17 protein-coding genes are annotated in these 21,024 nt (G+C 72.2%); 9 read left to right on the top strand and 8 right to left on the bottom strand.

What is annotated here, in order from left to right; all coding sequences use genetic code 11:
* Window positions 1-11: 11 nt before the first annotated feature.
* Window positions 12-1,208 carry an Ig-like domain-containing protein gene (locus ACFW2G_RS17745; protein WP_384581101.1) on the bottom strand — a complete coding sequence of 399 codons (1,197 nt, stop codon included), beginning with the start codon at window positions 1,206-1,208 and terminating at the stop codon, window positions 12-14.
* Between the two features lie 207 nt (window positions 1,209-1,415).
* On the opposite strand from ACFW2G_RS17745, the gene glgX reads away from it, so the two are divergent.
* Complete coding sequence (glgX, locus tag ACFW2G_RS17750) at window positions 1,416-3,785, top strand: glycogen debranching protein GlgX (protein WP_384581028.1); 2,370 nt, start codon at window positions 1,416-1,418, stop codon at window positions 3,783-3,785.
* Here the strand turns inward: glgX and ACFW2G_RS17755 are convergent.
* On the bottom strand, window positions 3,751-4,290 hold the full coding sequence (locus ACFW2G_RS17755; RefSeq protein WP_384445561.1) for a MarR family winged helix-turn-helix transcriptional regulator: 540 nt from the start codon (window positions 4,288-4,290) through the stop codon (window positions 3,751-3,753). The two genes, glgX and ACFW2G_RS17755, sit on opposite strands and share 35 nt — an antisense overlap.
* Before the next feature lie 76 nt (window positions 4,291-4,366).
* Between ACFW2G_RS17755 and ACFW2G_RS17760 the strand changes: the two genes are divergently transcribed.
* Both ACFW2G_RS17760 and ACFW2G_RS17765 read left to right on the top strand, forming a co-directional pair.
* Window positions 4,367-5,569, top strand: coding sequence for an MFS transporter (locus ACFW2G_RS17760; protein WP_384445559.1), 1,203 nt, complete (start codon window positions 4,367-4,369; stop codon window positions 5,567-5,569).
* A 34-nt stretch (window positions 5,570-5,603) separates the two neighbouring features.
* Window positions 5,604-6,326, top strand: a complete 723-nt coding sequence (locus ACFW2G_RS17765; RefSeq protein WP_037928656.1) for a CDP-alcohol phosphatidyltransferase family protein — start codon at window positions 5,604-5,606, stop codon at window positions 6,324-6,326.
* On the opposite strand, the gene ACFW2G_RS17770 is transcribed toward ACFW2G_RS17765, so the two are convergent.
* Window positions 6,307-6,795 carry an adenylyltransferase/cytidyltransferase family protein gene (locus ACFW2G_RS17770; RefSeq protein WP_384445555.1) on the bottom strand — a complete coding sequence of 163 codons (489 nt, stop codon included), beginning with the start codon at window positions 6,793-6,795 and terminating at the stop codon, window positions 6,307-6,309. The genes ACFW2G_RS17765 and ACFW2G_RS17770 overlap by 20 nt on opposite strands.
* 166 nt (window positions 6,796-6,961) lie before the next feature.
* Between ACFW2G_RS17770 and ACFW2G_RS17775 the strand changes: the two genes are divergently transcribed.
* The 3 genes from ACFW2G_RS17775 to ACFW2G_RS17785 are packed head-to-tail and all read left to right on the top strand — an operon-like array spanning window position 6,962 to window position 11,147.
* Window positions 6,962-8,173, top strand: coding sequence for a glycosyltransferase family 4 protein (locus ACFW2G_RS17775; RefSeq protein WP_384445616.1), 1,212 nt, complete (start codon window positions 6,962-6,964; stop codon window positions 8,171-8,173).
* The gene (locus tag ACFW2G_RS17780) at window positions 8,170-9,924 is read left to right on the top strand and encodes a lipopolysaccharide biosynthesis protein (protein ID WP_384581030.1); all 1,755 of its coding nucleotides are present in this window, start codon (window positions 8,170-8,172) and stop codon (window positions 9,922-9,924) included. Before ACFW2G_RS17775 ends, ACFW2G_RS17780 begins: the two co-directional genes overlap by 4 nt.
* The gene (locus tag ACFW2G_RS17785) at window positions 9,921-11,147 is read left to right on the top strand and encodes a hypothetical protein (protein ID WP_384445551.1); all 1,227 of its coding nucleotides are present in this window, start codon (window positions 9,921-9,923) and stop codon (window positions 11,145-11,147) included. Before ACFW2G_RS17780 ends, ACFW2G_RS17785 begins: the two co-directional genes overlap by 4 nt.
* A gap of 130 nt (window positions 11,148-11,277) precedes the next feature.
* On the opposite strand, the gene ACFW2G_RS17790 is transcribed toward ACFW2G_RS17785, so the two are convergent.
* Complete coding sequence (locus ACFW2G_RS17790; RefSeq protein WP_384445549.1) at window positions 11,278-12,801, bottom strand: hypothetical protein; 1,524 nt, start codon at window positions 12,799-12,801, stop codon at window positions 11,278-11,280.
* Window positions 12,802-12,898: 97 nt separating this feature from the next.
* Here ACFW2G_RS17790 and ACFW2G_RS17795 point away from each other — a divergent pair, with 97 nt between their 5' ends.
* Window positions 12,899-13,438, top strand: a complete 540-nt coding sequence (locus ACFW2G_RS17795) for a WcaF family extracellular polysaccharide biosynthesis acetyltransferase (RefSeq protein WP_037928045.1) — start codon at window positions 12,899-12,901, stop codon at window positions 13,436-13,438.
* On the top strand, window positions 13,435-14,562 hold the full coding sequence (locus tag ACFW2G_RS17800; protein WP_384581032.1) for a glycosyltransferase: 1,128 nt from the start codon (window positions 13,435-13,437) through the stop codon (window positions 14,560-14,562). The genes ACFW2G_RS17795 and ACFW2G_RS17800 overlap by 4 nt, the downstream gene beginning before the upstream one ends.
* Window positions 14,563-14,577: 15 nt before the next feature.
* Here the strand turns inward: ACFW2G_RS17800 and ACFW2G_RS17805 are convergent, their stop codons facing one another.
* From ACFW2G_RS17805 to gmd, 4 genes are all read right to left on the bottom strand, one after another.
* Entirely contained in the window at window positions 14,578-14,793 is a 216-nt protein-coding gene (locus tag ACFW2G_RS17805) for a DUF6458 family protein (protein ID WP_031148400.1), read from the bottom strand.
* Between the two features lie 116 nt (window positions 14,794-14,909).
* Window positions 14,910-15,584, bottom strand: a complete 675-nt coding sequence (locus ACFW2G_RS17810; protein WP_037928041.1) for a hypothetical protein — start codon at window positions 15,582-15,584, stop codon at window positions 14,910-14,912.
* Window positions 15,585-15,728: 144 nt separating this feature from the next.
* Complete coding sequence (locus tag ACFW2G_RS17815) at window positions 15,729-18,506, bottom strand: DNRLRE domain-containing protein (RefSeq protein WP_384445543.1); 2,778 nt, start codon at window positions 18,504-18,506, stop codon at window positions 15,729-15,731.
* 245 nt (window positions 18,507-18,751) lie between these two features.
* On the bottom strand, window positions 18,752-19,765 hold the full coding sequence (gmd, locus tag ACFW2G_RS17820; RefSeq protein WP_384445541.1) for a GDP-mannose 4,6-dehydratase: 1,014 nt from the start codon (window positions 19,763-19,765) through the stop codon (window positions 18,752-18,754).
* A gap of 302 nt (window positions 19,766-20,067) precedes the next feature.
* Between gmd and ACFW2G_RS17825 the strand changes: the two genes are divergently transcribed.
* Window positions 20,068-21,012 carry a GDP-L-fucose synthase gene (locus ACFW2G_RS17825; protein ID WP_037928038.1) on the top strand — a complete coding sequence of 315 codons (945 nt, stop codon included), beginning with the start codon at window positions 20,068-20,070 and terminating at the stop codon, window positions 21,010-21,012.
* Window positions 21,013-21,024 lie beyond the last annotated feature (12 nt).

Genomic DNA, 21,024 nt, shown 5'->3' on the forward strand with positions numbered 1-21,024 from the left:
CCGTGCGCCGTTCAGCCGACGGCGGAGCCGGCCACCCAGTCCGCCCAGGACATGTTCCAACCGCCCAGTCCGTTGTCGGCGGCGACCGTCTTGTCCTGCGAGTTGACGACCTCCACCACATCCCCGATCAGGGTCCGGTCGAAGAACCAGCCCGCCGGGGTGTCGGAGCCGCCGCCCTTGTCGTCGCGCAGTCCCACGCAGCCGTGGCTGACGTTGGTGGTGCCGAAGGTGTCGGGACTTGACCAGTAGTTCCCGTGGAGGAAGGTCCCGGAGCTGGTCAGCCGCATGGCGTGGGGGACGTCGGGGATGTCGTACTCGCCGCCGAACCCGACGGTCTGGCCGTTCATCCGGGTGACGTCGAAGAGCTCCATCACCACCATCTTCCCGTTGTAGGTGGTGGTCTTGGGCGCTCCGGCGCTGATCGGCACGGTCGACAACAGCTCCCCGTCCCGGCGCACCTCCATGGTGTGGGCGGCCGCGTCCACGGTGGAGATCTGGGAGCGCCCGACGGTGAAGGTGACGGTCTTGGACTGGATCCCGTACGAGCCGGGGGCGCCCTCGACGTCGCGCAGGGCCACCTGCACGGTGACCTTGGTGCCGGGCTTCCAGTACTGCTTGGGCCGGAAGTCGAGGCGTTCCCCGCCGAACCAGTGGCCGGCGACCTCCACGGCCGGGTCGGAGGTGACCCGGATGGCGCGCTCCACCTCGGCGCGCCGCTCGATGGCGCGGCTGAACCTGAAGGAGACGATCATGCCGGTGCCGACGGTGGAGCGGTTCTCCGGCTTGAAGTAGCCGATGAACCGCTCCTCGGGGACGTAGGTGGTGAAGGTGGTGTGACGGGCCTGGCGGCGGTTGTGCCCGTCGAGGGCGACGGCGTCCACGGTGTACTTGGCGGCGAGGGCCAGCCGGCCGGCCTGCGGGGTGGGGCTCCAGCTGAGCCCGTCGGCGGCGATGGCGCCGGGAACCTCCTCCGCCTGTGCGTCCTCCACCTTGGTCACCTTCACCCGCTCCAGCCGGCCCTCGGGCACGGTGACCGTCAGCCGCCCGTCGGCCGGGACGTCCTTGGCGTTGTCGCCGGGGGTGATGCGGATGGCCTCGTCCGGCGAGCGCACTCTGCCGGGGAGCTGGATCTCGACGGGCGACTTTCCGTCCCGGGTGCAGCCCGCCGACCCGGCCAGCAGGCCCGCCCACACCGCCACGGCGGCCATTCCCGCCCCTGCCCGCCTCGTCAGAAGTGTCACGTCTCCTCCAACGACCGGGTCCTCCGGGGGAAACGTGAGCGCGGTCCACGTTCCGGGCAGAACAGTCCGGGCAGAACAGTGGGAAGGACCAGACGGGGGCGGGCCCGGGCCGGGACGCCGGGGCCACACACTCCCCCTCCCCCCGCAGGTACCGAAGAGCCGTGGAGGCGGGCAGTGTCGAGCGCAGCCGAGCAGGAGGCGGTGGAAGCCGTCAGCAACGCCGTCGGAACGGTAGGGAGCGGGCAGGCGACGCCCGTACCGCACGTCGACGGCCGACCGGGCGGCCCACTGGGCCATCAGCCGAACGGACGGCCGGACGACCGGACCAACGGCCAGGTCAGGGGGCTGGTCGCCGCGGCGCAGGCGCGCCCGGCCCCCGCGGTGTGGCCGGGGTCCTCGCATCCCCTGGGGGCCCGCTTCCACCAGGGTCCGGACGGGACCGCGGGCACCAACTTCGCCGTGTGGGCGCAGGGCGCGGAGGCGGTGGAGGTGTGCCTCTTCGACGAGGACGGTGCCGAGACGGCCTGCGTCCTGACGGAGCTCACGCACGAGATCTGGCACGGCTTCGTGCCGGGCGTGCGCCCGGGGCAGCGGTACGGCTTCCGAGTGCACGGCCGCTGGGATCCCTGGACGGGGGTCCGGCACAATCCGGCGAAGCTGCTCCTGGACCCCTACGCGCGGGCCGTCGACGGGGACTTCACGCTGCCGCCCGAGGTGTACGGGCACGTGCGGGACTGGCCGCAGCAGTACATCGCGGACACCGTGCGCGACGACCGGGACTCGGCTCCGTTCGTTCCCAAGGGCGTGGTCGTGCAGGATGACGACGACTGGGCGGACGACGTCCGGCCGAAGACGCCCTGGGCCGATTCGGTGATCTACGAGCTGCACGTGCGCGGTTTCACGATGCGCCATCCGGGTGTTCCCGAGGAGCTGCGCGGCACCTACGCGGGCCTGGCCCATCCGGCGGCGGTCGAACACCTGGTGAAGCTGGGCGTGACGGCGGTGGAGCTGCTGCCGGTGCACCAGTTCGCGCACGAGGACCACCTGCTGCGCAAGGGGCTGCGCAACTACTGGGGCTACAACTCGGTGGGCTACTTCGCCCCGCACGCGGGGTACTCGTCGAGCGGTACGGCCGGGCAGCAGGTCGGCGAGTTCAAGCGGATGGTGCGGGCGCTGCACGCGGCCGGGATCGAGGTGATCCTCGACGTCGTCTACAACCACACGGCGGAGGCGGGCGAGCTGGGCCCCACGCTGTCGCTGCGCGGGTTCGACAACCGGGGCTACTACCGGCTCCAGTCCGACCAGCGCCGGTACGCCGACTACACGGGATGCGGCAACACCCTGCACGCAGGGCGTCCGCACGTGCTGCGGCTCATCACCGACTCGCTTCGCTACTGGGTCACGGAGATGGGGGTGGACGGCTTCCGCTTCGACCTGGCCGCGGCGCTGGCCCGCTCGATGCACGACGTGGACATGTTGTCCCCGTTCCTGGCGGTGATCGCCCAGGACCCCGTGCTGCGGCGGGTGAAGCTGATCGCCGAACCGTGGGACGTGGGTTCGGGCGGCTACCAGGTGGGGGCGTTCCCGCCGCTGTGGACCGAGTGGAACGACCGCTACCGGGACGCCGTGCGGGACTTCTGGCGGGGCGCCCTGCCCGACGTACGCGACCTCGGGTACCGGTTGTCGGGGTCCAGCGACCTGTACGCGTGGGGCGGGCGCCGCCCTTACGCCTCGGTGAACTTCGTCACCGCGCACGACGGTTTCACCCTGCGCGACCTGGTCTCCTACGAGCGCAAGCACAACGACGCGAACGGCGAGGGAGGGCGGGACGGGACCCACGACAACCGCTCGTGGAACGGTGGGGTGGAGGGCGAGACCGACGACGCCCGCATCGGTGCGCTCCGCCGCCGCCAGCTGCGCAACCTGCTGACCACGCTGCTGCTGTCGACCGGGGTGCCGATGCTGGTGGCGGGCGATGAGTTCGGCCGCACCCAGGGCGGCAACAACAACGCCTACTGCCAGGACAACGAGACGGGGTGGGTGGACTGGTCGCTGCTGGAGGATCCGTCGTGGCAGTCGCTGTTGGCGCTGACGGCCCGGCTGATCTCGTTGCGCCACGCCCATCCGGTGCTGCGGCGGCGAGCGTTCTTCTCGGGCCGACCGCAGGGCGCGGACGGGCTGCGCGACCTGGCCTGGTTCACGCCGGCGGGCGTGGAGATGACGGAACGGGACTGGTACGCCCCGGCGGCCGCGCTCGGGATGTACCTGTCGGGGCGGGACATCCCGGGCCGTGACCAGCGGGGCCGCCAGGTGACGGACGACAGCTTCCTCGTCCTGCTCCACGCCGGCGACCGGGCGGCGGCGTGGGTGCTGCCGGGGTCGCCGTGGGCCGAGGAGTACGAACTGGTCCTGGACACCTCCCTGGAGGAGCAGGCCGCCGTGCCCGGCACCCGGCACCGCGCCGGGGAGAGCCTGACCGTACCGGCCCGCTCGGTGCTGTTGCTGAAGGTCAGCGGGTCTCGACCGCCAGGAGCATCCGCTTGAGGAGACCGGCGAGCGCGTCGCGTTCGGCGTCGTCGAGGGGATCGATCATCTCGGCCTCGGCGATGCCGCGCCAGCGCATGGCGTCGGACCACCGCCGGTGACCCTCCTCGGTGAGCTCCACGTCGACCCGGCGGCGGTCGGCGGGGGCGCGCAGCCGGCGGACCAGGCCGGACTTCTCCAGGGTGTCGAGGCGGCCGGTCATCCCGGCCGGGGAGAGCAGCAGTTCGGCGGCGAGCTCGGCGGAGGGGGCCCGCCAGGGTGCGCCGCGGGAGGCGAGCCGGTGCATCGTCTCGAACTCGAAGGCCTGCAGCCCGGTCTCGGCGAGGGCGCGCTCCTTGCCGTGCGAGACGTGTTTGGCGAGGAGCTGGATGCGGGTGATGACGGCTTCGGTGGGCACGTCGAAGGGGACTTTGCCGGCCCACCGGGCGATGTGCCGGTCGACGGAGTCCTCGGCGGGGTCCGTCGCCGGCGCCCGGTCACGGCCCTCGGCCGCCTCTCTGCCCATGCGCGCCATTATGGCGCGCTGCGATGCAGCAGATATTTCGTTGACGAATGATTCGCCAGCGAAATAATCTGCCGGCATGACCACGCCGATACGGCGGCTGCTCGCGGGCCGCACCTGCGCCGCCTTCGCCTCCGCCCTCGTCCCCACCACCCTCACACTGGCCCTGCTGCGGGCCGGCTCGTCGGGGGACCTGGGCCTCGTGCTCGCCAGCGAGCTGCTGCCCATGCTGCTCCTGCTACCCGTGGCCGGAGTGGCCGCCGACCGGTTCCCCGCCCCGCGGGTGGTACTCGTCGCCGACCTGGTCCGGGCGGGTGCCCAACTGGCCACGGGAGCGCTGCTCCTGACCGGACTCCACGGCCGGATCCCGCAGCTCGCCGCGCTCGCCGCCCTGACCGGGGCCGCGGTGGCCTTCGGCACGCCCGCCGTGCGCACGCTCGTCGCGGCCGCGGTGCCCGCGGACGGGCGCCTGCGCGTCAACACCCGGCTCGGGGTGGCCACCGGACTGGCGAACGTCGCGGCCCCCGCGGCCGCCGGCTCGCTGGCACTGACCGTCGGCGGCGGCTGGGCCTCACTGCTCACCGCGGCGCTCTTCGCCCTCTCCGCACTCACCCTCGGCGGCCTGCGCACCGCCCCGGTCCCGCGGACCGCACCGCGCCCCGCATTCGGCGCCGAACTGCGCGCGGGCTGGGCCGAGACCCGGCGCCACCCATGGTTCCTCGCCAACGTACTGGCCCACGGGGTCTGGCACCTGGCGGCCGGTCTGCTCCTGACCCTCGGCCCGGTGATCGCCGTGGAGAGCCTGGGCGGCGAGGGCTCCTGGGTGGTCATCGCCCAGACCGGCACGGTCGGCATGCTCGCCGGCGTCTGGACGGCCGGGCGGCTGCCGCTGCACCGGCCGCTGTTCGGGGTGGCCGTCGGGGCCGCGGCCCAGGCGCTTCCGCTCACCGCCTTCGCGCTGCGCCTGCCGCTCCCGGTGACCGCGGCCGCGTTCTTCTGCGCCATGTTCGGGCTGGGGGTGCTCAGCCCTCTGTGGGAGACGGAGATGCAGCGGCGCATCCCGCTGGAGACCCTGGGCCGGGTCGGATCCTTCGACACCCTCATCTCCTTCGCCGCGCGGCCCCTGGGACTGGCGGTGGCCGCCCCGCTGGCCGCCGGAGTCGGGGTCACCGCCCCCTTGCTGGCCGCGGCCGCCCTCAGTGCCGCCGCCAACCTGTCCGTACTACTTCTTCCGGACGTCCGCAGACATCCGGAACCGACCCGCTCATCTGTGCTGCGATGATGTGTTCGACATCGTCGCTGAGGGGAGCCCCTGCATGGGCAGAGTCGGGACCGCGCTGCGAGAACTGCGCGGGGCGCAGAAATCCGCGAAGGGGGTGTCGCTCTACTCGCGGTTCGTCAACCGGCCCGTCGGGCGCTACCTGGCCGCCGGTTCGTACGCGCTCGGGCTCACCCCGAACCAGGTGACGCTGGTCAGCGCCGCCTTCAGCTTCGCCGCGGTGGCCGCGGTCGCGCTGGCCGGACCCTCCTGGGCGCTCGGGATCGCCGTATGGGCCGCACTCGCGGTCGGCTTCGCCTTCGACTCGGCCGACGGACAGCTGGCCCGGCTGCGGGGCGGCGGCAGCGCGGCCGGCGAGTGGCTGGACCACGTCGTGGACGCGGCGAAGCTCACGGCGCTGCACGCGTGCGTGCTGATCGCCTTCTACCGCTTCCCCGGGCAGTACGGAACGGCGGCCGACGGCTGGCTGCTGGTGCCGCTCGGCTTCCAGTTCGCCGCCGTCGTCACCTTCTTCGGCGGACTGCTGACCGAGAAGCTCAAGGCGAAGCCGGCCCCGGGAAGCCCCGCCGCCGCACCGTCGACGCTGCGCGCGGTGGCACTGCTGCCCGTGGACTACGGGGTGTTCTGCCTGGTGTTCCTGCTGCTCGGCGGCGGAAGGCTGTTCGCCTGGGCATACGCGGGACTGGGCGCGGTCGCCGCGCTGTTCCTGCTGGCCTTCCTCGCCAAGTGGTTCCGGGAGCTCAGCGCCGTTCGCCGGTGACCTGCCCCGGCACGGTGGCCGGTTCCGCGAGCGCGTCCAGCGCCCGGCGCAGCTGGGTGCTGGAGGTGTGGACGGTGTAGGGGAAGTAGACGACGTCGACCCCGTGGGCGGCGAAGTCCCGCTCCAGCTTGTCGCCCTTGGGAGTGCCCCGCCAGTCGTCCCCCTTGAAGATCACGTCGAAGCGGACCTGCTTCCAAGTGTCCACCTTGTCTGGGACCGTCTCGACGAAGGCGGCGTCGACGTACTTGACGCTGCGCACGATCTCCAGGCGCTCCACGAGCGGGATCATCGGGCGGCGCCCCTTGGCGAGTTCGGCCATCTCGTCGGAGACCACTCCGGCGACCAGGTAGTCGCACTGACTCCGGGCGTGCCGAAGGATATTCAGATGCCCGATGTGGAACAGATCGTAGGCACCCGGCGCATATCCGACTCGATACGGTCGGCGCGCAGGCGCTCCAATGTCGGACATGTACCGCTCCGTCATCTCTTCATCCCCAGCGGCCGCACCCCCCGGTGCGGCGGATTAGCAGACAATAGCGTGCGCGTTCGGCATCATGCGGGTGAACGAATAGGGTGACGTGCGCATCATCCAGGGGAAGAGGGGACGCACGGTGTCCAGATCCGGTCAGCGGCGCATGCTGCTGGTTTCCACCAATTACGCTCCGGAGCACGCGGGTATCGGCCCGTACGCCACCCAGATCGCGGAGCACTGGGCGGATCTCGGCCACGAGACACACGTCCTCGCCGGCATGCCGCACTATCCCGCGTGGTCGCTCGAACCGGAGTACAAGGGGGCGTTCCAGCGCACGGAACAGCGCGCGGGAGTCACCGTGCACCGGCGTGCGCACACGGTTCCGCCCCGGCAGACCGCCGTGAAGCGGGCCCTGTTCGAAGGATCGATTCTGCTGCACGGCGCGGTGGCCCCGCCCCGGATGCCCAGGCCGGACGCGGTACTCGCCCAGATGCCCAGCCTGGCCGGCGGAGTGCTCGCCGCCCGGCTCGCGGCGCGCTGGAAAGCCCCCTACGTCCCCGTGGTCCAGGACCTCATGGGAGCCGCCGCCGCGCAGAGCGGGATCAGCGGTGGCGACAAGGCCGCTGCGCTCGCCGGCCGCGCCGAGGCGTACGCCCTCAAGCGGGCCACCCTCGTCGGCGTCATCCACGAGACCTTCGTGGAGCGGGTCGTCGGCATGGGCGTGGACCCCGGCCGGATCCGCCTCGTCCCCAACTGGTCGCACGTGCCCAAGCCCACCAGGCCGCGCGGCGAGACCCGCCGCCACCTCGGGTGGGGCCCCGGCGAGACCGTCGTCCTGCACTCCGGGAACATGGGCCTCAAGCAGGGGCTCGAAGTCCTCGTGGGGGCCGCTCGACTGGATCCGAACGTCCGTTTCGTCCTGATGGGGGACGGTAGTCAGCGCTCCGCGCTCGCGGACCTCTCCGCGGACGTGCCGAATCTGGACATCATCCCCCCTGCCGCTGACGGCGAGTTCCCGGATATCCTCGCGGCGGCGGACGTTCTCGCGGTCACACAGCACGCCGCCGTGCTGGACATGAGTGTCCCGTCGAAGCTCACCTCCTACTTCCAGACCGGCCGGCCCGTCGTCGCCTCCGTGGCGGCGGAGGGCGGGACCGCCCAGGAGGTGGAGCGCTCCGGCGCAGGGGTGCTCGTACCGCCGGAGGACCCGGAGGCCCTGCTGAAGGCCGTACGGGCCCTGGCGGAGGACCCCGAGGCCGCGGACGCACTGGGGGCGGCCGGACCGCGCCACGTCGCGGCGCACCTGAGCCGTGAAGCGGGGCTGGCCCGCATCGACGCACTGATGGACGAAGCACTTGGGGGATCCCGGCCGTGATCGAGACGAACCGCCCGGCAGCGGCACCGGCCGACGACGAACCCGACCTCCTGAGGGACCAGTTCCGGCAGCTCCTGCGCTACCGCAGGCTGATCGCGGGGGGCATCGCCGTCGGCCTGCTGGGCGGCGTCTACCTCGGCATATCCACCGCCGACACCTACGTCGCCACCGCTGACGTCGTGCTGCGCGCGCCGACCGACGACCCGTTCAACCCGAGCCTCGCCCCCGACAAAGCGATCAACGTCGGCTCCGAGCGCCAGGTCGCGCTCAGCTCTTCCACCGCCAACGAGGCGGCGAAGAAGCTCGGTGTGTCCGCAAAGGACTTCGCCGCCCTGCGCGCCGGCCTCCAGGTGACCAACCCCCCGCAGACCATGGTGCTGCGCTTCACGTACACCGCGGACTCCGCCAAGGAAGCCGCCAAGCGCGCCAACGCGATGGCCGACGCCTACCTGCTGAAGCGGCTGGAGTCCCTCGACGCCACGCGCGACAAGATGGTCAAGGGCTACAAGGACCAGCGCGACCCCGTCGCCAAGAACCTCGACGAGCTCTCCAAGGAGATCGCCCGGATGCCCGCCGGCTCCGGGCGCGACGCCGCGAGCTCCTCCAAGACCGACCTGCAGAGCGAGGTAGGCGGCTACAACAGCAAGATCACCAAGCTTGAGGCCCTGGACATGACTCCGGGCCGGGTCACCAGCGCCGCAACCCCGCCAACCGCGACCGACGGCCCCGGCATCGTCATGTCCCTCGCACTCGGCGCGGCCGTCGGCCTCGCGCTCGGCCTGCTGGCCGCCTGGGTCCGGCTGGTCTTCGACCCGGCACCCCGCTCCGAGGGCGACGTGGCCCGTGCCCTGCGCGCACCCGTCCTGGGCTACCTGCCGCGTGACCGTACGGGCGGCGGGCCGCTGCTCGCCGCCGGTGAGGCAGACCCCCGGCTCGCCGAGGAGTACCGCTCGGTGGCTTTCCGGCTCGCCTACGACGCCCGCTTCGCCGACCGGCGCCGGCTCCTGGTCGTCGCGCCGCGCGGCAGCAGCGAGACGGCGGCCGCGGTGGCCGTGAACCTCGCCGCCTCCTTCGCGGAGACCGGCAAGGACGTCCTGCTGATCGAGGCCGACCTGCGCACGCCGGTCCTGGCCAGCCAGCTGCCGACCGACGCCGGCGGCCGGCCGCGCTGGAGCCAGGGCCAGGGCGGCACCCCCGCGGCCGGGCGGCACGCCGACTCCGAGTGGCCCGACGGCCGCCAGCTCACCGTGGACGCCGGCGAGTCCGGCTCCTTCGACCTGATCCCCGGCGACCGGGCCCGCAACGTCCCGCGCGCGCTCACCTCCGCCCGGGCCACGCAGCTGATCTCCGAGGCCGACGCGCCCAACTCCACCGTCGTCGTGCTCGCACCGCCCGTGCTCTCGTACGCCGACGCGCTCGCCCTCGTCGACCGCGTCGACGGCGTCCTGGTGGTCACCGACCCGCGCGCCATCCACCGCACCGACCTCATCCGGATCCGCGAACTCATCAGCGGGGCCGGCGGCACGGTCCTCGGCGCGGTGCTGCACGCACCGCTGCCCGGCGAGAAGCGCGGGAAGGACAAGGGCAAGGGCGGCCCGGCAACCGCCGGACCGGTGTCCCCCGCGAAGCCGGGGAACGGCGCGCCGCAGCCCCAGCCGATCCCGTACGAGGTGGCGCAGGCCGAGCAGCACATCCCCGGTGACGGCACCGACACCGTGGCGCTGCGCACCGTCCGCATGGGCCGCAGGTGAGCCGACGCGGCCTCGCCGCCGTCGCCTCGGTCCTGGACCAGGCGGCCTCCAGCGCCACCAACATCCTGGTGCTGGTGCTGGCCGCACGGCTGTCGTCGGCATCCGCCTTCGCCGACTTCTCGATGGTCTACGTGGCCTTCAGCGTGCTCCTCGGGCTGAACATGGCCTACGTCGGGCAGAGCCTGGTGCTGGAGAAGGGCGACGGGCTCGGCGCGGCCTGCCGGTCGGCCACCGGCTTCACCGGGGCCGCGTCGGCCGCCGTGGGCGTCCTGCTCGCCGTGACGGGCTTCGCGCTACCCGGCGCCACCGGCCGGGCCTTCCTCGCACTGGGCCTCGTCCTGCCGCTGGTACTGCTCCAGGACGGGCTGCGCTACTGCTTCTCCGCGCTGCGCGCCCCCGAACGGGCACTGGCCGCGGACGGGCTGCGGCTGGTGTGCGTGGTCGCGGCGCTGGCCGTGCAGCCCGAAGGCGCCTCGGCGGGGCGGCTGGTGCTGGTGTGGGGCCTCTCGGCACTGCCCGCGCTGGCGGTCGGCCTGTGGCTGCTGCGACCCCATGTGCGCGGCTCCCGCGCGGACCTGCGGCCGTACCTGCGGCGGGGCCACCTCGGGCAGCGCTTCGTGGTCGAGTTCGCGGTGGGCAACGGCTCCAGCCAGCTCGCCGTGCTGGGCCTGGGCGTCTTCGCGACGCCCCTGGCCGTCGGCGCGCTGCGGGGTGCGACCACCCTGTTCGGTCCACTGAACGTGCTGTTCAACTCGGCCAACGCGTTCGGGCCGCCAGTGCTCGGGCGGCTCGGCGGCAAGCGCGCCACGGTCCGGGCCACGGCCGCGCTGGGCCTGGTGCTGGCCGCGATCGGCGCGGGCTGGGCCACCGCCCTGTACCTGCTGCCGGACCGGCTGGGCCGGGAACTCCTGGGCGACACCTGGGCGGCGGCGTCCGCGCTGCTGCCGGCCACGGGGGCGCAGTACGCGGTGATGGGCCTCGGCACGTGTGCGCTGCTGACCCTGCGGGTCCTCGCGCCGAAGGCCACGCTCTCCCTCCAGGTGGTCTTCTCGCTGCTGTCCGTGGGACTGCTGCTGGGCGGGTACGCGGTGGCGGGCGCGGCGGGCGCCGCGTGGGGCCTGGCGGCCGGCTCGGCCCTCAAGGCCCTGGCCGCCTGGTGGCGGGTGGCCCGGCTGCCCGTCGACGCCCCGGCGGCGCGACCCGTTCGGTCCGCCGCGGCCTGACCTCCGCGCGGAGCCCCTCCCGCCCCGTGCCCTTCCCGGGCTCCGCCCGGACTCCCGGCCCCACGGCCCCGACAGCGGGGCGACGGCCGGGCACGGACGCATCCCGGGTCCGGCGGATCCGGTGGCTGCGTCAGCGCAGGGTGGTGGACTTGTCCGTGCGGTAGGTCGCGACCAGCGCGAGGCAGAGGGCCGCGATCGCGACGCGTCCCGACGCCTGGAGGAGCGGTCCGCGCAGCAGGATGAAGGAGTAGCCCGCGACCAGCGGGACGACCACCGAGATCAGGCTGCCCGGCGGCGACTTCCGGGTGGCGCGTTTCGCGTAGCGCCGGTCGACGCGGGCGGCGGCATAGCCCATGCCCAGCAGCCCGGCCCCCATCCCCAGCGGCCCGAAGTCGATCCACAGCTCCGCCCAGATCGGGGAGGAGAGGTTGGTGTTGACCGTGCCCATCCACTGGCCGACCATCACGCCCGTGTCGCGCGGCTTGCTCTCCCAGACCGAACGGGGCACGGCGAAGAAGATCGACCCGGCCAGCTGGCGGCCGTAGAAGTGACCGGGACCCGACTCCGAGAAGGTGATGGTGTTGGCGAACATGCCGATCTGGTCATAGTCCTTGAGCGCCATCGGCTCCAGGAAGGACGTCGTCTCGACCGGCCGGTAGTTCTTCTCGTCGTACCGGAAGCGGTCCGCGAACGGGAAGATCAGGAGGGCGACGATCACCGCCATCGACAGCGCCACCCGGTACATCGCCGCGCTCACCGGGAAGACGGTGAACAGCAGCGCGAACATGACCGTCAGGAACCAGTACCGCGGGTTCGAGATGGGATTGTTGACGATCAGGTTGAGACCGGCGAGCGCCGCCCACGTGACGATGATCGACACCTTGCGGCGGGCGAACTTGGAGGTGATCAGCCAGCGTGTGTAGAGCAGCAGCGAGAGCAGGGCCGGCACCGTGCCGAAACCGCGCAGCAGCGCCTGGCCGGCCTGGCCGTCGCCGTTGGAGACGCCCGCCTCCTCGATGCCGGCGATGATCTCCTGGCGGCTGGAGAAGAAGACCGCCGGGCCGCCCAGCTTCATGATGAAGGCGGCGCTGCAGAGGAAGGACAGGATCGTCAGGAGTTGGAGGCGGCGCCGGTGCGCCATGACGGGCCTCGACTCCTTCTGGGAGCCGCCCGCGCGCCCGGCGGGCCGGTGGCGGGCCAGCAGCACGCCGACGTCGAAGGCCGTGCAGCCGAGCAGCACCAGCCCGATGGCGAGGGTCAGGTCCGAGCGCGGGCCGACGACCGGCGTCGGGACCTGGCCGAGCACGGCCTGCGCGAGCGGGGCCACGCCCATGGCCATGTAGACGAAGAGCCAGAAGGAGCCCTGGAGCAGCTTGCGCCGGCTGGTGAGCACCATCGCGGAGAGCCGTGCGCCCGCGTACATGGTGAGCAGCAGCTGCAGCCAGAAGGCCGCGTCGCGGACGCCGGCACCGGTCTGGGCGGCGACGAACAGCGGCAGGAAGACGGTGAAACCGAGGGCGAGTGGGACGGACAGGGCCCGAGAGAGCAGGGTGCGCGGAAGCGTCTCGCGGCCCCAGATGCTCTCGTCCTCGAAGGGGGACGGGACGGCCGGTTCGGCGGGAGCCGCCGGGGGCTTGCGTATGTCCGTCGTCACTGCCCGCCCCCACCCGATGTGCCTGGTCCGCGCGCAGTCTAGTCTGAGCGGGCCGCGCCCGGGGAGGCCGCGGCCGAGTGCACGATGGGGGCTTGTGTTGCGTGACCTTCCTTCCTTCACGCTGGCCGGGTACGACAAGGGGCGCGGGCTGCTGACGCAGGCCCTCTGGTTCGCCGTGATGAACACGGTCTTCATGGCCTGGTTCTGTCCGGCGCGGCTACGGGTGGCGCTGTTGCGGGCCTTCGGGGCGCGGATCGGCGAGGGGGTGCTGATCCGGCACAAGGTCCGCGTGCTGTGGCCCTGGAAGCTCACCGTCGGGGACCACGCCTGGATCGGCGAGGGGGTCTGGGTGCTCAACCTGGAGCCGGTGACCATCGGTTCGCACGTGTGCCTCTCGCAGGAGGCGATGCTGTGCACCGGCTCGCACGACCACCGGGCCGCCGACTTCCGCTACCGCAACGCGCCGATCACCGTCGAGGACGGCGCCTGGGTGGCGGTGCGGGCGACCGTGCTGGCCGGGGTGACCGTAGGCCGGTGTGCCGTCGCGGGCGCCGGGGCCGTCGTGCACAAGGACCTGCCGGAACTGACCCTGCAGACCCAGGACGGGCGGCGCCGCCCGGTGGAGGAGCCCAAGTGAGTGCCGCGACGAGAATCCTGCACGCCGTCACCCTGCACTCCCCCTCGCACGCCTTCGGCGGGCCCGTGCGGGTCGCGCTGAACCTGTCGAAGGGGCTGCGGGCCCGCGGCCACGAGGCGCGGCTGCTCGCGCTGGGCGACGGATTCGACGCGTGGCCCACCGCCGTGGAGGGCGTGCCCGCGAAGCTGTTTCCGGCCCGTCGGCTGCTCCCCCTCGGTTTCAGCGGGATGACCTCGCCGGCACTGCTGGCCTCGGCCGGGCGTCTGGTGCGCGACGCCGACGTGGTGCACGTCCATCTGGCGCGCGACCTGGTGACCCTGCCGGTGGCGCTGGCGGCGCTGCGCGCGGGCAAGCCGCTGGTCCTCCAGACCCACGGGATGGTGGACCCGAGCGACAAGCTCCTGGCGAAGGTGCTGGACGCGGTGGCGGTGCGCCGGCTGCTGCGCGGCGCGGACGCGGTGCTGTACCTGACCCCGCACGAGCGGGAGGGCCTGGACGCGGTGGTCGGCGCGCCGCTGGCGAACACGGTCCGGCTGGTCAACGGGACTCCGGCGCAGGCGGAGCGGCCCGCGCCGCAGGGCCCGCCGCGGATCCTGTACTCCGCTCGCCTGCAGGCCCGCAAGCGCCCCGTGGACTTCGTGGACGCCGCCCCGGCCGTGCTCGCGGCCCACCCGGACGCGCACTTCGTGGTCGCGGGTCCGGACGAGGGCGAGCTGGCGGCCGTGCGGGCCCGGATCGGGGCGCTGGGCCTGACGGACCGGTTCACGGTGCCCGGGGCGCTGTCCGGCGAGCAGGTGCTCGCGGAGCTGCGCCGGGCCCACGTCTACGTCCTGCCCTCGGTGGACGAGCCGTTCCCCATGTCCGTCCTGGAGGCCCTCGCGGTGGGCGTCCCCTCGGTGGTGACGCACTCCAACGGGCTGGCGCGGGACATCGCCGGGTCGGGGGCGGGCCGCGCGGTCGATCCCGGTCCGGCGGGTGTGGCCGCGGCGGTCCTGGAGCTGCTGGACCCGCGGGCGGGCCGCGAGGCCTCGCTGGCGGCCCGTGAGCTGGCCACCGGCTCCTTCTCCATGGACGCCGTCGTCGACACGCTGCTGCCGGTGTACGAGGCCGCGCTGCGCCGATGAGGCGGGGCCGCCGGGTCAGATGACGTCCCGGCGGTGTTCCTCCACCACCGGAATCGCACCGGCGGTCCGGCGCCGCTTGTAGATGCTGGTGTAGACGGCGAGGCCGATCCCGCCCACCGCCATCATGATCAGACCGACCAGGTCGAGGTTGACGCTCTCCATCTCCCAGTCGCTGGCGAAGGTGAGGATGGCGCCCACCACGATCAGGCCTATGCATCCGCCGATGCCCATGGGTCCCTCTTCCGGTGTGGTGACTGTGACCGCGCGGGTACCCGGGTACCGGACGCGAAAACGCCTCTCGGGACCGGAAGTACCGGTCCCGAGAGGCGTTGTCGCGACTGCGGGTGTTATGCGGGGATCCAGGCGTAGCAGCCGGAGGAGTTGAACTCCGCGGTACCCGCGGGGATCGTGGCCGTGATCTTGTCACCGGCCTTGGGCGGGGTCTCGGGGCCCGAGGCGAGCACCGAGCCGTCCTTGCCCTTGGCCTCCCAGGTGCAGTTCGTGGCCTGGGTCAGCGCGCGGTAGCCGCCCGCCGCGGGAGAGGTGCGGGGCCCTTCGGGGAAGCCCTTCTCCGCAGCGGCGAGGATCGGCTTCTGGTCCGGGCACAGGTGCGTGATCGCGTCCTTGGCGCCCGGGATCTCGCCCGTGATGACGGCGCCGGTGGCCGCGTCCTTGTCGCGCTTGGCCGTGCGCGCCACCCGCTGACAGGCCTCCTGGCCGGTCTGCAGGACGGCCGCCGGGTCCATCTTCTCCGGGACGCGCCCGCTCAGGTACTTCTTCTCCTCCGCCGTGAAGCTGCCCGTCTTCGGGGTGAGCTTGGCGTCGGGGAGGACCGGACCGGTCGGCTTCGCGTCGGGCGCGGGCGCCGACGGGGCCGGGGCGTCCGCCGGGTCGGGGGCCGCCGACGAGGCCGGAGGCTTCGCCTTCACCTGGGCGTCGGAGTCGTCCCCGCCCGAACTGCAGGCGGACAGCGTCAGTGCGGCGGCGAGCAGGACAGCGGCCGCTGCGGAGCGTCGGTACATCGGGGGCTCCCGTACTCAAGGGGGTGTTCGGTGGATCAGGGCCGGCCGCTTTCCTGCGTCCACCCGCGCGGGGTGTACGCAGGAATGCGGGGCCCGGCCACGCAGCCGGGCCCCGCATTCCGTCAGGCGCTTGCCTCGGTGGTGCTACTGCGCGCCGAAGGTGAGGACCAGCTGCGGAGCGCCCTCAGCGGCCGTGGACTCCGAGGACCAGATCCACAGCGGGTCGCTGCCGTTGCTCGTCAGGCCCAGGCTGTAGCTGCTGCCCAGCACCGCGGTGAGCGCGGTGGTGTCCAGCTCGACGTTGTGCACCGCCGAGCCGTCGGCCACGCCCGCGAGGGTGCCGAGCGGGGTGGCGCCGAGGGTCGGCTTGGTGTTGAACGTCGTGCTCGCGCCGCTCCAGTTGCCGGTGACCGGGAGCACCGAGATGGTGTCGGCGGTTCCCGCACCCGTCTGGGTGTTGGTCTTGAACTGCAGCGAGGCGGCCTTCAGGACCTGGCCGGCCGGGGCGGCCGGCAGGTCGAAGCGCATGTACGTCTGGTACAGCGAGCCGCTGCCGCGGACGGCGAGCGAGGTGGCCGTGCCGTAGGCGGTGCTCGGGGCGCCCTGGTTGATGTAGGTGTCCTCGGTCGCCTTGACCGTGGAGACCGTGTCGGTGGGGGCCTTGGCCAGGTCGAAGTGGTTCTTGACCTGCGCCTGGGTGAGCGTCGTCGGGTACACGGCGGTCTCGTCGAGCTGACCGGCGAAGAAGTTGCTCGTCGGGCGGGTCGGCCAGCCTGAGAGGTTGTCGCCGCCCGCGTGCCAGTAACCGGCGTAGGTGCCGTTGCTGGTGGCGTTCAGCGAGCCCTTGTTCTGGCCGTCGACGTACAGCGTGATGCCGCCGGGGCCCTGGGTGCCGACCACGTGGTGCCACTTGTTGTCGTTGTAGGTGTCGAACAGGCCGGTGGAGACCGTCCGGGTCGAGCCGTTGTAGACGCCGAACACCAGGCGACCGGTGTTCGTCATGTAGATGTGGCGGTCGTTGGAGCCGCTGTTGCGCGTGGTGTTGTTGCCGAAGCCGATCAGCTTGCCGCCGCGCGTGGTGCTGGTCTTGAACCACGTCTCGATGGTGAAGGTGTTGCCCACCGACTGGCGGCGGTCGCTGTGCACCTGCTGGCTGCTCCCGTTGAAGCCCATCGCCGTGCTGCCGGGGACGGCTCCGGGCGACTGCTGCAGGGCGGGGGCGTTGACCTGGATGCCGCTGCGGTTGCCGGACACCGAGGTGTCGGCGACGTAGGGGCTGACCTTGTCGTCGTAACGCCAGTACAGCTCGGCGCCGTCGGTGCGGACCTGGTTCGGGTAGGACTGGACCGAGGTCGGGACGGTCACCTTGGTGGTGGCCGACAGGGCGCTGGTGTTCCCGGCGCCGTCGGTCGCGGTCACCCGGTAGGTGTACGACTGGCCGGCCTTGACCGTGGTGTCGTTCCAGGAGGCCTGCGGGCGCTCCCACTCCAGCGAGCTGGCGGTGACGGTGGCGGCCGGGGTGGACGAGCCGTTGCGGTAGATGCGGTAGGTCAGCTTGCTGTCGTCCGCGTCGTAGCTGGTGCGCCAGCGGACCTGGACCTCACCGGGCTTGACGCTGGAGGCGCTGGCCACCGGGGTGGTCGGGGCGCCGACGTCGCCGGTGGAGGCGAAGCGGGTCAGACCCTGCTGGGCCTTGCCGTTGATGAGGGTGAACTCACCGCCGACCCACATGTACTTCACGTCGTTCTTCTCGGCCACCGCCATGACGCGCGGGCCGATGCCCTCGCCGAGGCCGTCGTTGGCCGTGGGGTGCCAGCCGAGCTTGCCCGGGCCCCGCACGAAGCCGTCCACGGGCGCGGGGGCGGCACCTTCGTGGTTGGTCGGCTGGGCCAGCAGGAAGTGGCGCTTGCCGTCGGGGTACTCCAGCTCGGTGGAGCAGTCGTGCGCGTGCGAGGAGCTGTAGAGGACGCCCTGGTACGGCAGGACGAACTGGGTGGCGCCCAGGCAGCGGTCCCGCCACTTCTCGGTGAAGTCGCTCAGGCGCAGGCCGATGCGGCCGTCGAAGACGCCGCCGCCGGAGCCCTCGTTGCCCGTGTAGAAGCCGGTGTCGTCGGTGGCGATGTCCTTGACGACGGAGTTCGACGGGATGTTGCTGTAGGTCTTCTTCACGGCGCCGGACATGGCGTCGACAACGGCCAGCGCGTGGCTGTTGGAGTTGTTGATCGTGAAGAAGTCGCCGCCGAGCAGCACGTTCTTGCCGTCGGGGGTGACCTCGATCGCCCGGCCCGGCTCGTCGGCGTCGGCCTTGAAGGGCTTGAGCGCTCCGGAGGAGGCGTCCACGGCGGCGAACCGCTGGCGGTCCTGGCCCTCGACGGTGTTGAAGTCGCCGGCCACGTACAGGGTGTCGTCGGTGACCGCGAGACCGCGCACGGTGGCGGGGAAGCCCGGGTGGAAGGCCGCCTTGGGGGTGCAGCTCGCGATGTCGATCGCCGCGACGCTGGAGACCGGGGTGCCGTTGACGGCGCCGAAGTAGCCGCCCGCGTAGAGGGTCTTCTTGTCCTTCGAGACGACCAGCGTGCGCACCGTCGCGGTGCCTTCGCCGATGGTGAAGGCCAGCTTGCAGGAGGTCGGGTTGCCCGTCGCGGCGTCGAGCGCGACGAAGTTCACGGCCTCCCGCTCGGCACCCGCGACGCCCTCGGGCGGGCGGACGGCGGAGAAGGTGCCGCCGGCGAAGACGGTCCCCTCGGCCTGGGCCATCGCCCAGACGATGCCGTCCGGCTGCCAGGTCGGCAGCTCGTCGGCGGTGAATGCCACCGGCGCCGTGATGGCGGACGCCTGGGGCATCAGCACCAGGCCTATCCCGGTTCCCGCACCGGCCAGTGACAGTACGAGGGCGGCAGTCAGCCCTCTGGATCTACGCATGAGCCCCCCAGGGCAATCGCCCGGTTTGATGGCTGGAACTATCCGAACAGCCATATGTATCTGGCGCAGACTAGGGCTCACGCGAGGGCCTGGTCACCTCCCTTGACCCATTGCATACCAACTTGGAATCAAAGGTTCAGCATGGAGGGTGCACTAGGGACATACGGCACGTATGCCCCGGTCACGCTGGCGCAGAACCGCCTGCATGACCGGAACACGGCAAATCGTAGGGGAAATATAAGCCCTCAGCGATCGATACGGACCGTCACACCCGCGAGTTGGTCCTCGACTTGGCGGATGTCGGCGTCGACCATGATCTGCGCCAATTCGGCCACCAGGACCGACGGCTTCCAGCCGAGCAGGTCATGGGCCTTCGACGCGTCGCCGATGAGGGCGTCGACCTCGCTGGGACGCTCGTACTTGGCGTCGTACCGCACGTGCTCGGTCCAGTCGAGACCGGCGTGCGAGAAGGACGACTCGACGAACTCGCGGACCGTCGCGGCCACTCCGGTGGCGACGACGTAGTCGGTGGGCTCGTCCTGCTGGAGCATCCGCCACATGGCGTCCACGTACTCGGGGGCGTAGCCCCAGTCACGGACCGCGTCGAGGTTGCCGAGGTAGAGGTGGTCCTGCAGGCCGGCCTTGATGCGGGCGACCGCACGGGTGATCTTGCGGGTCACGAAGGTCTCGCCGCGGCGCGGGGACTCGTGGTTGAAGAGGATCCCGTTGACGGCGAACATGTCGTACGCCTCGCGGTAGTTCACCGTGGTCCAGTACGCGAAGACCTTCGCGGCGCCGTACGGGCTGCGCGGGTGGAACGGGGTCCGCTCGTTCTGCGGCGGCGGGGTGGACCCGAACATCTCGGAGGACGAGGCCTGGTAGATCCGGGTGTCGACACCGCTGGCCCGGATGGCCTCCAGCAGGCGCAGCGCCCCCAGACCGGTCACGTCGCCCGTGTAGAGCGGGGCGTCGAAGGAGACGCGGACGTGGGACTGCGCTCCGAGGTTGTAGACCTCGTCGGGGCGTATGTCGCGGAGCAGGTTCACCAGGGCGACGCCGTCGGAGAGGTCCGCGTGGTGCAGGACGAAGGACCGGTTGGCCGTCTGCGGGTCCTGGTAGATGTGGTCGACCCGCTCCGTGTTGAAGCTGGAGGACCGCCGCACGAGACCGTGCACCGTGTAGCCCTTGGAGAGCAGGAGCTCGGCGAGGTACGAGCCGTCCTGTCCGGTGACTCCGGTGATCAGTGCGGTCTTGCCCATGGGGTCCCCTTGCTGGTGGTTGCTGTGTGTCGTGATGAGGCATCGCCTCGGTGCGGGTGTGGAGCGGGCCCTGCGGGGCGTCGCGCCGAGCGGTCGGGCCGCGGCCGGGCGGCTGGATGCGTACCGTACACGGCGGTCGGTGAGCGCCCCCTGCGGGGCATCCGCCGTCTCGTGGTCCTGACGCCGGCCGGCACCCTCCCGGTTCCGGTGCCGGCCGCGCCGGCCGGGCCCAAACCGGCGGCGCGGTCCCGGGCCGTGGACCACTGCGGCCCCGGCGGGAGCGGACTGGCATCATCGGCGGTATGACAAGTTCGCTGCCGCTCCTGCCCCCGAACGCCCGCGTCTTCGTCGCGGGCCACCGCGGCCTCGTGGGGTCCGCGGTCGCCCGCCGGCTCACCGCGGACGGCCACGAGGTGCTCACCCGCGGCCGTGCCGACCTCGACCTGCGCGATGCCGCCGCCACCGGGGCGTACCTGAAGGACGTCCGCCCGGACGCTGTCGTGCTGGCCGCCGCCAAGGTCGGCGGGATCATGGCCAACAGCACGTACCCGGTGCAGTTCCTCGAGGAGAACCTGCAGATCCAGCTCAGTGTGATCGGCGGCGCCCACGCCGCCGGCGTGGGCCGGCTGCTGTTCCTCGGATCGTCCTGCATCTACCCGAAGATGGCGCCGCAGCCGATCCGCGAGGACGCCCTGTTGACCGGCCCGCTGGAGCCGACCAACGAGGCCTACGCGCTCGCGAAGATCGCCGGCATCGTGCAGGTCCAGTCGTACCGCAAGCAGTACGGGGCCTCGTACATCTCGGCCATGCCGACGAACCTCTACGGGCCGGGCGACAACTTCGACCTGGAGACCTCGCACGTCCTGCCCGCCCTCGTCCGACGCTTCCACGAAGCCGCCGCGGAAGGCCGCGAGGAGGTCACCCTGTGGGGCTCCGGTACTCCGCGGCGGGAGTTCCTGCACGTGGACGACCTGGCCGCGGCCTGCGTCGTCCTGCTGGAGCGCTATGACGGCGACGAGCCCGTCAACATCGGCTGCGGTGAGGACCTCACCATCCGCGAGCTGGCGGAGACGGTCGCCGAGGTGACCGGCTTCCGGGGCCGGCTCGCCTGGGACACCTCCAAGCCGGACGGGACGCCGCGCAAGCTGCTGGACGTCGGCCGCCTGACCTCGCTCGGCTGGAAGCCCGGCATCCCGCTCCGGGACGGGATCGCCGCCACCTACACGTGGTGGCGCGAGCAGAGCTGATCGCACGGGCGG

This window comes from Streptomyces sp. NPDC058880 (genome assembly GCF_042742535.1).
Classification (GTDB): domain Bacteria; phylum Actinomycetota; class Actinomycetes; order Streptomycetales; family Streptomycetaceae; genus Streptomyces.

Coding starts and splice junctions, on each gene's coding strand:
- ACFW2G_RS17745 (WP_384581101.1), bottom strand. CDS start 1,208: ATGGCCGCCGTGGCGGTGTGGGCGGGCCTGCTGGCCGGGTCGGCGGGC.
- ACFW2G_RS17755 (WP_384445561.1), bottom strand. CDS start 4,290: ATGGGCAGAGAGGCGGCCGAGGGCCGTGACCGGGCGCCGGCGACGGAC.
- ACFW2G_RS17760 (WP_384445559.1), top strand. CDS start 4,367: ATGACCACGCCGATACGGCGGCTGCTCGCGGGCCGCACCTGCGCCGCC.
- ACFW2G_RS17765 (WP_037928656.1), top strand. CDS start 5,604: ATGGGCAGAGTCGGGACCGCGCTGCGAGAACTGCGCGGGGCGCAGAAA.
- ACFW2G_RS17770 (WP_384445555.1), bottom strand. CDS start 6,795: ATGTCCGACATTGGAGCGCCTGCGCGCCGACCGTATCGAGTCGGATAT.
- ACFW2G_RS17775 (WP_384445616.1), top strand. CDS start 6,962: ATGCTGCTGGTTTCCACCAATTACGCTCCGGAGCACGCGGGTATCGGC.
- ACFW2G_RS17805 (WP_031148400.1), bottom strand. CDS start 14,793: ATGGGCATCGGCGGATGCATAGGCCTGATCGTGGTGGGCGCCATCCTC.
- ACFW2G_RS17810 (WP_037928041.1), bottom strand. CDS start 15,584: ATGTACCGACGCTCCGCAGCGGCCGCTGTCCTGCTCGCCGCCGCACTG.
- ACFW2G_RS17815 (WP_384445543.1), bottom strand. CDS start 18,506: ATGCGTAGATCCAGAGGGCTGACTGCCGCCCTCGTACTGTCACTGGCC.
- gmd (WP_384445541.1), bottom strand. CDS start 19,765: ATGGGCAAGACCGCACTGATCACCGGAGTCACCGGACAGGACGGCTCG.
- ACFW2G_RS17825 (WP_037928038.1), top strand. CDS start 20,068: ATGACAAGTTCGCTGCCGCTCCTGCCCCCGAACGCCCGCGTCTTCGTC.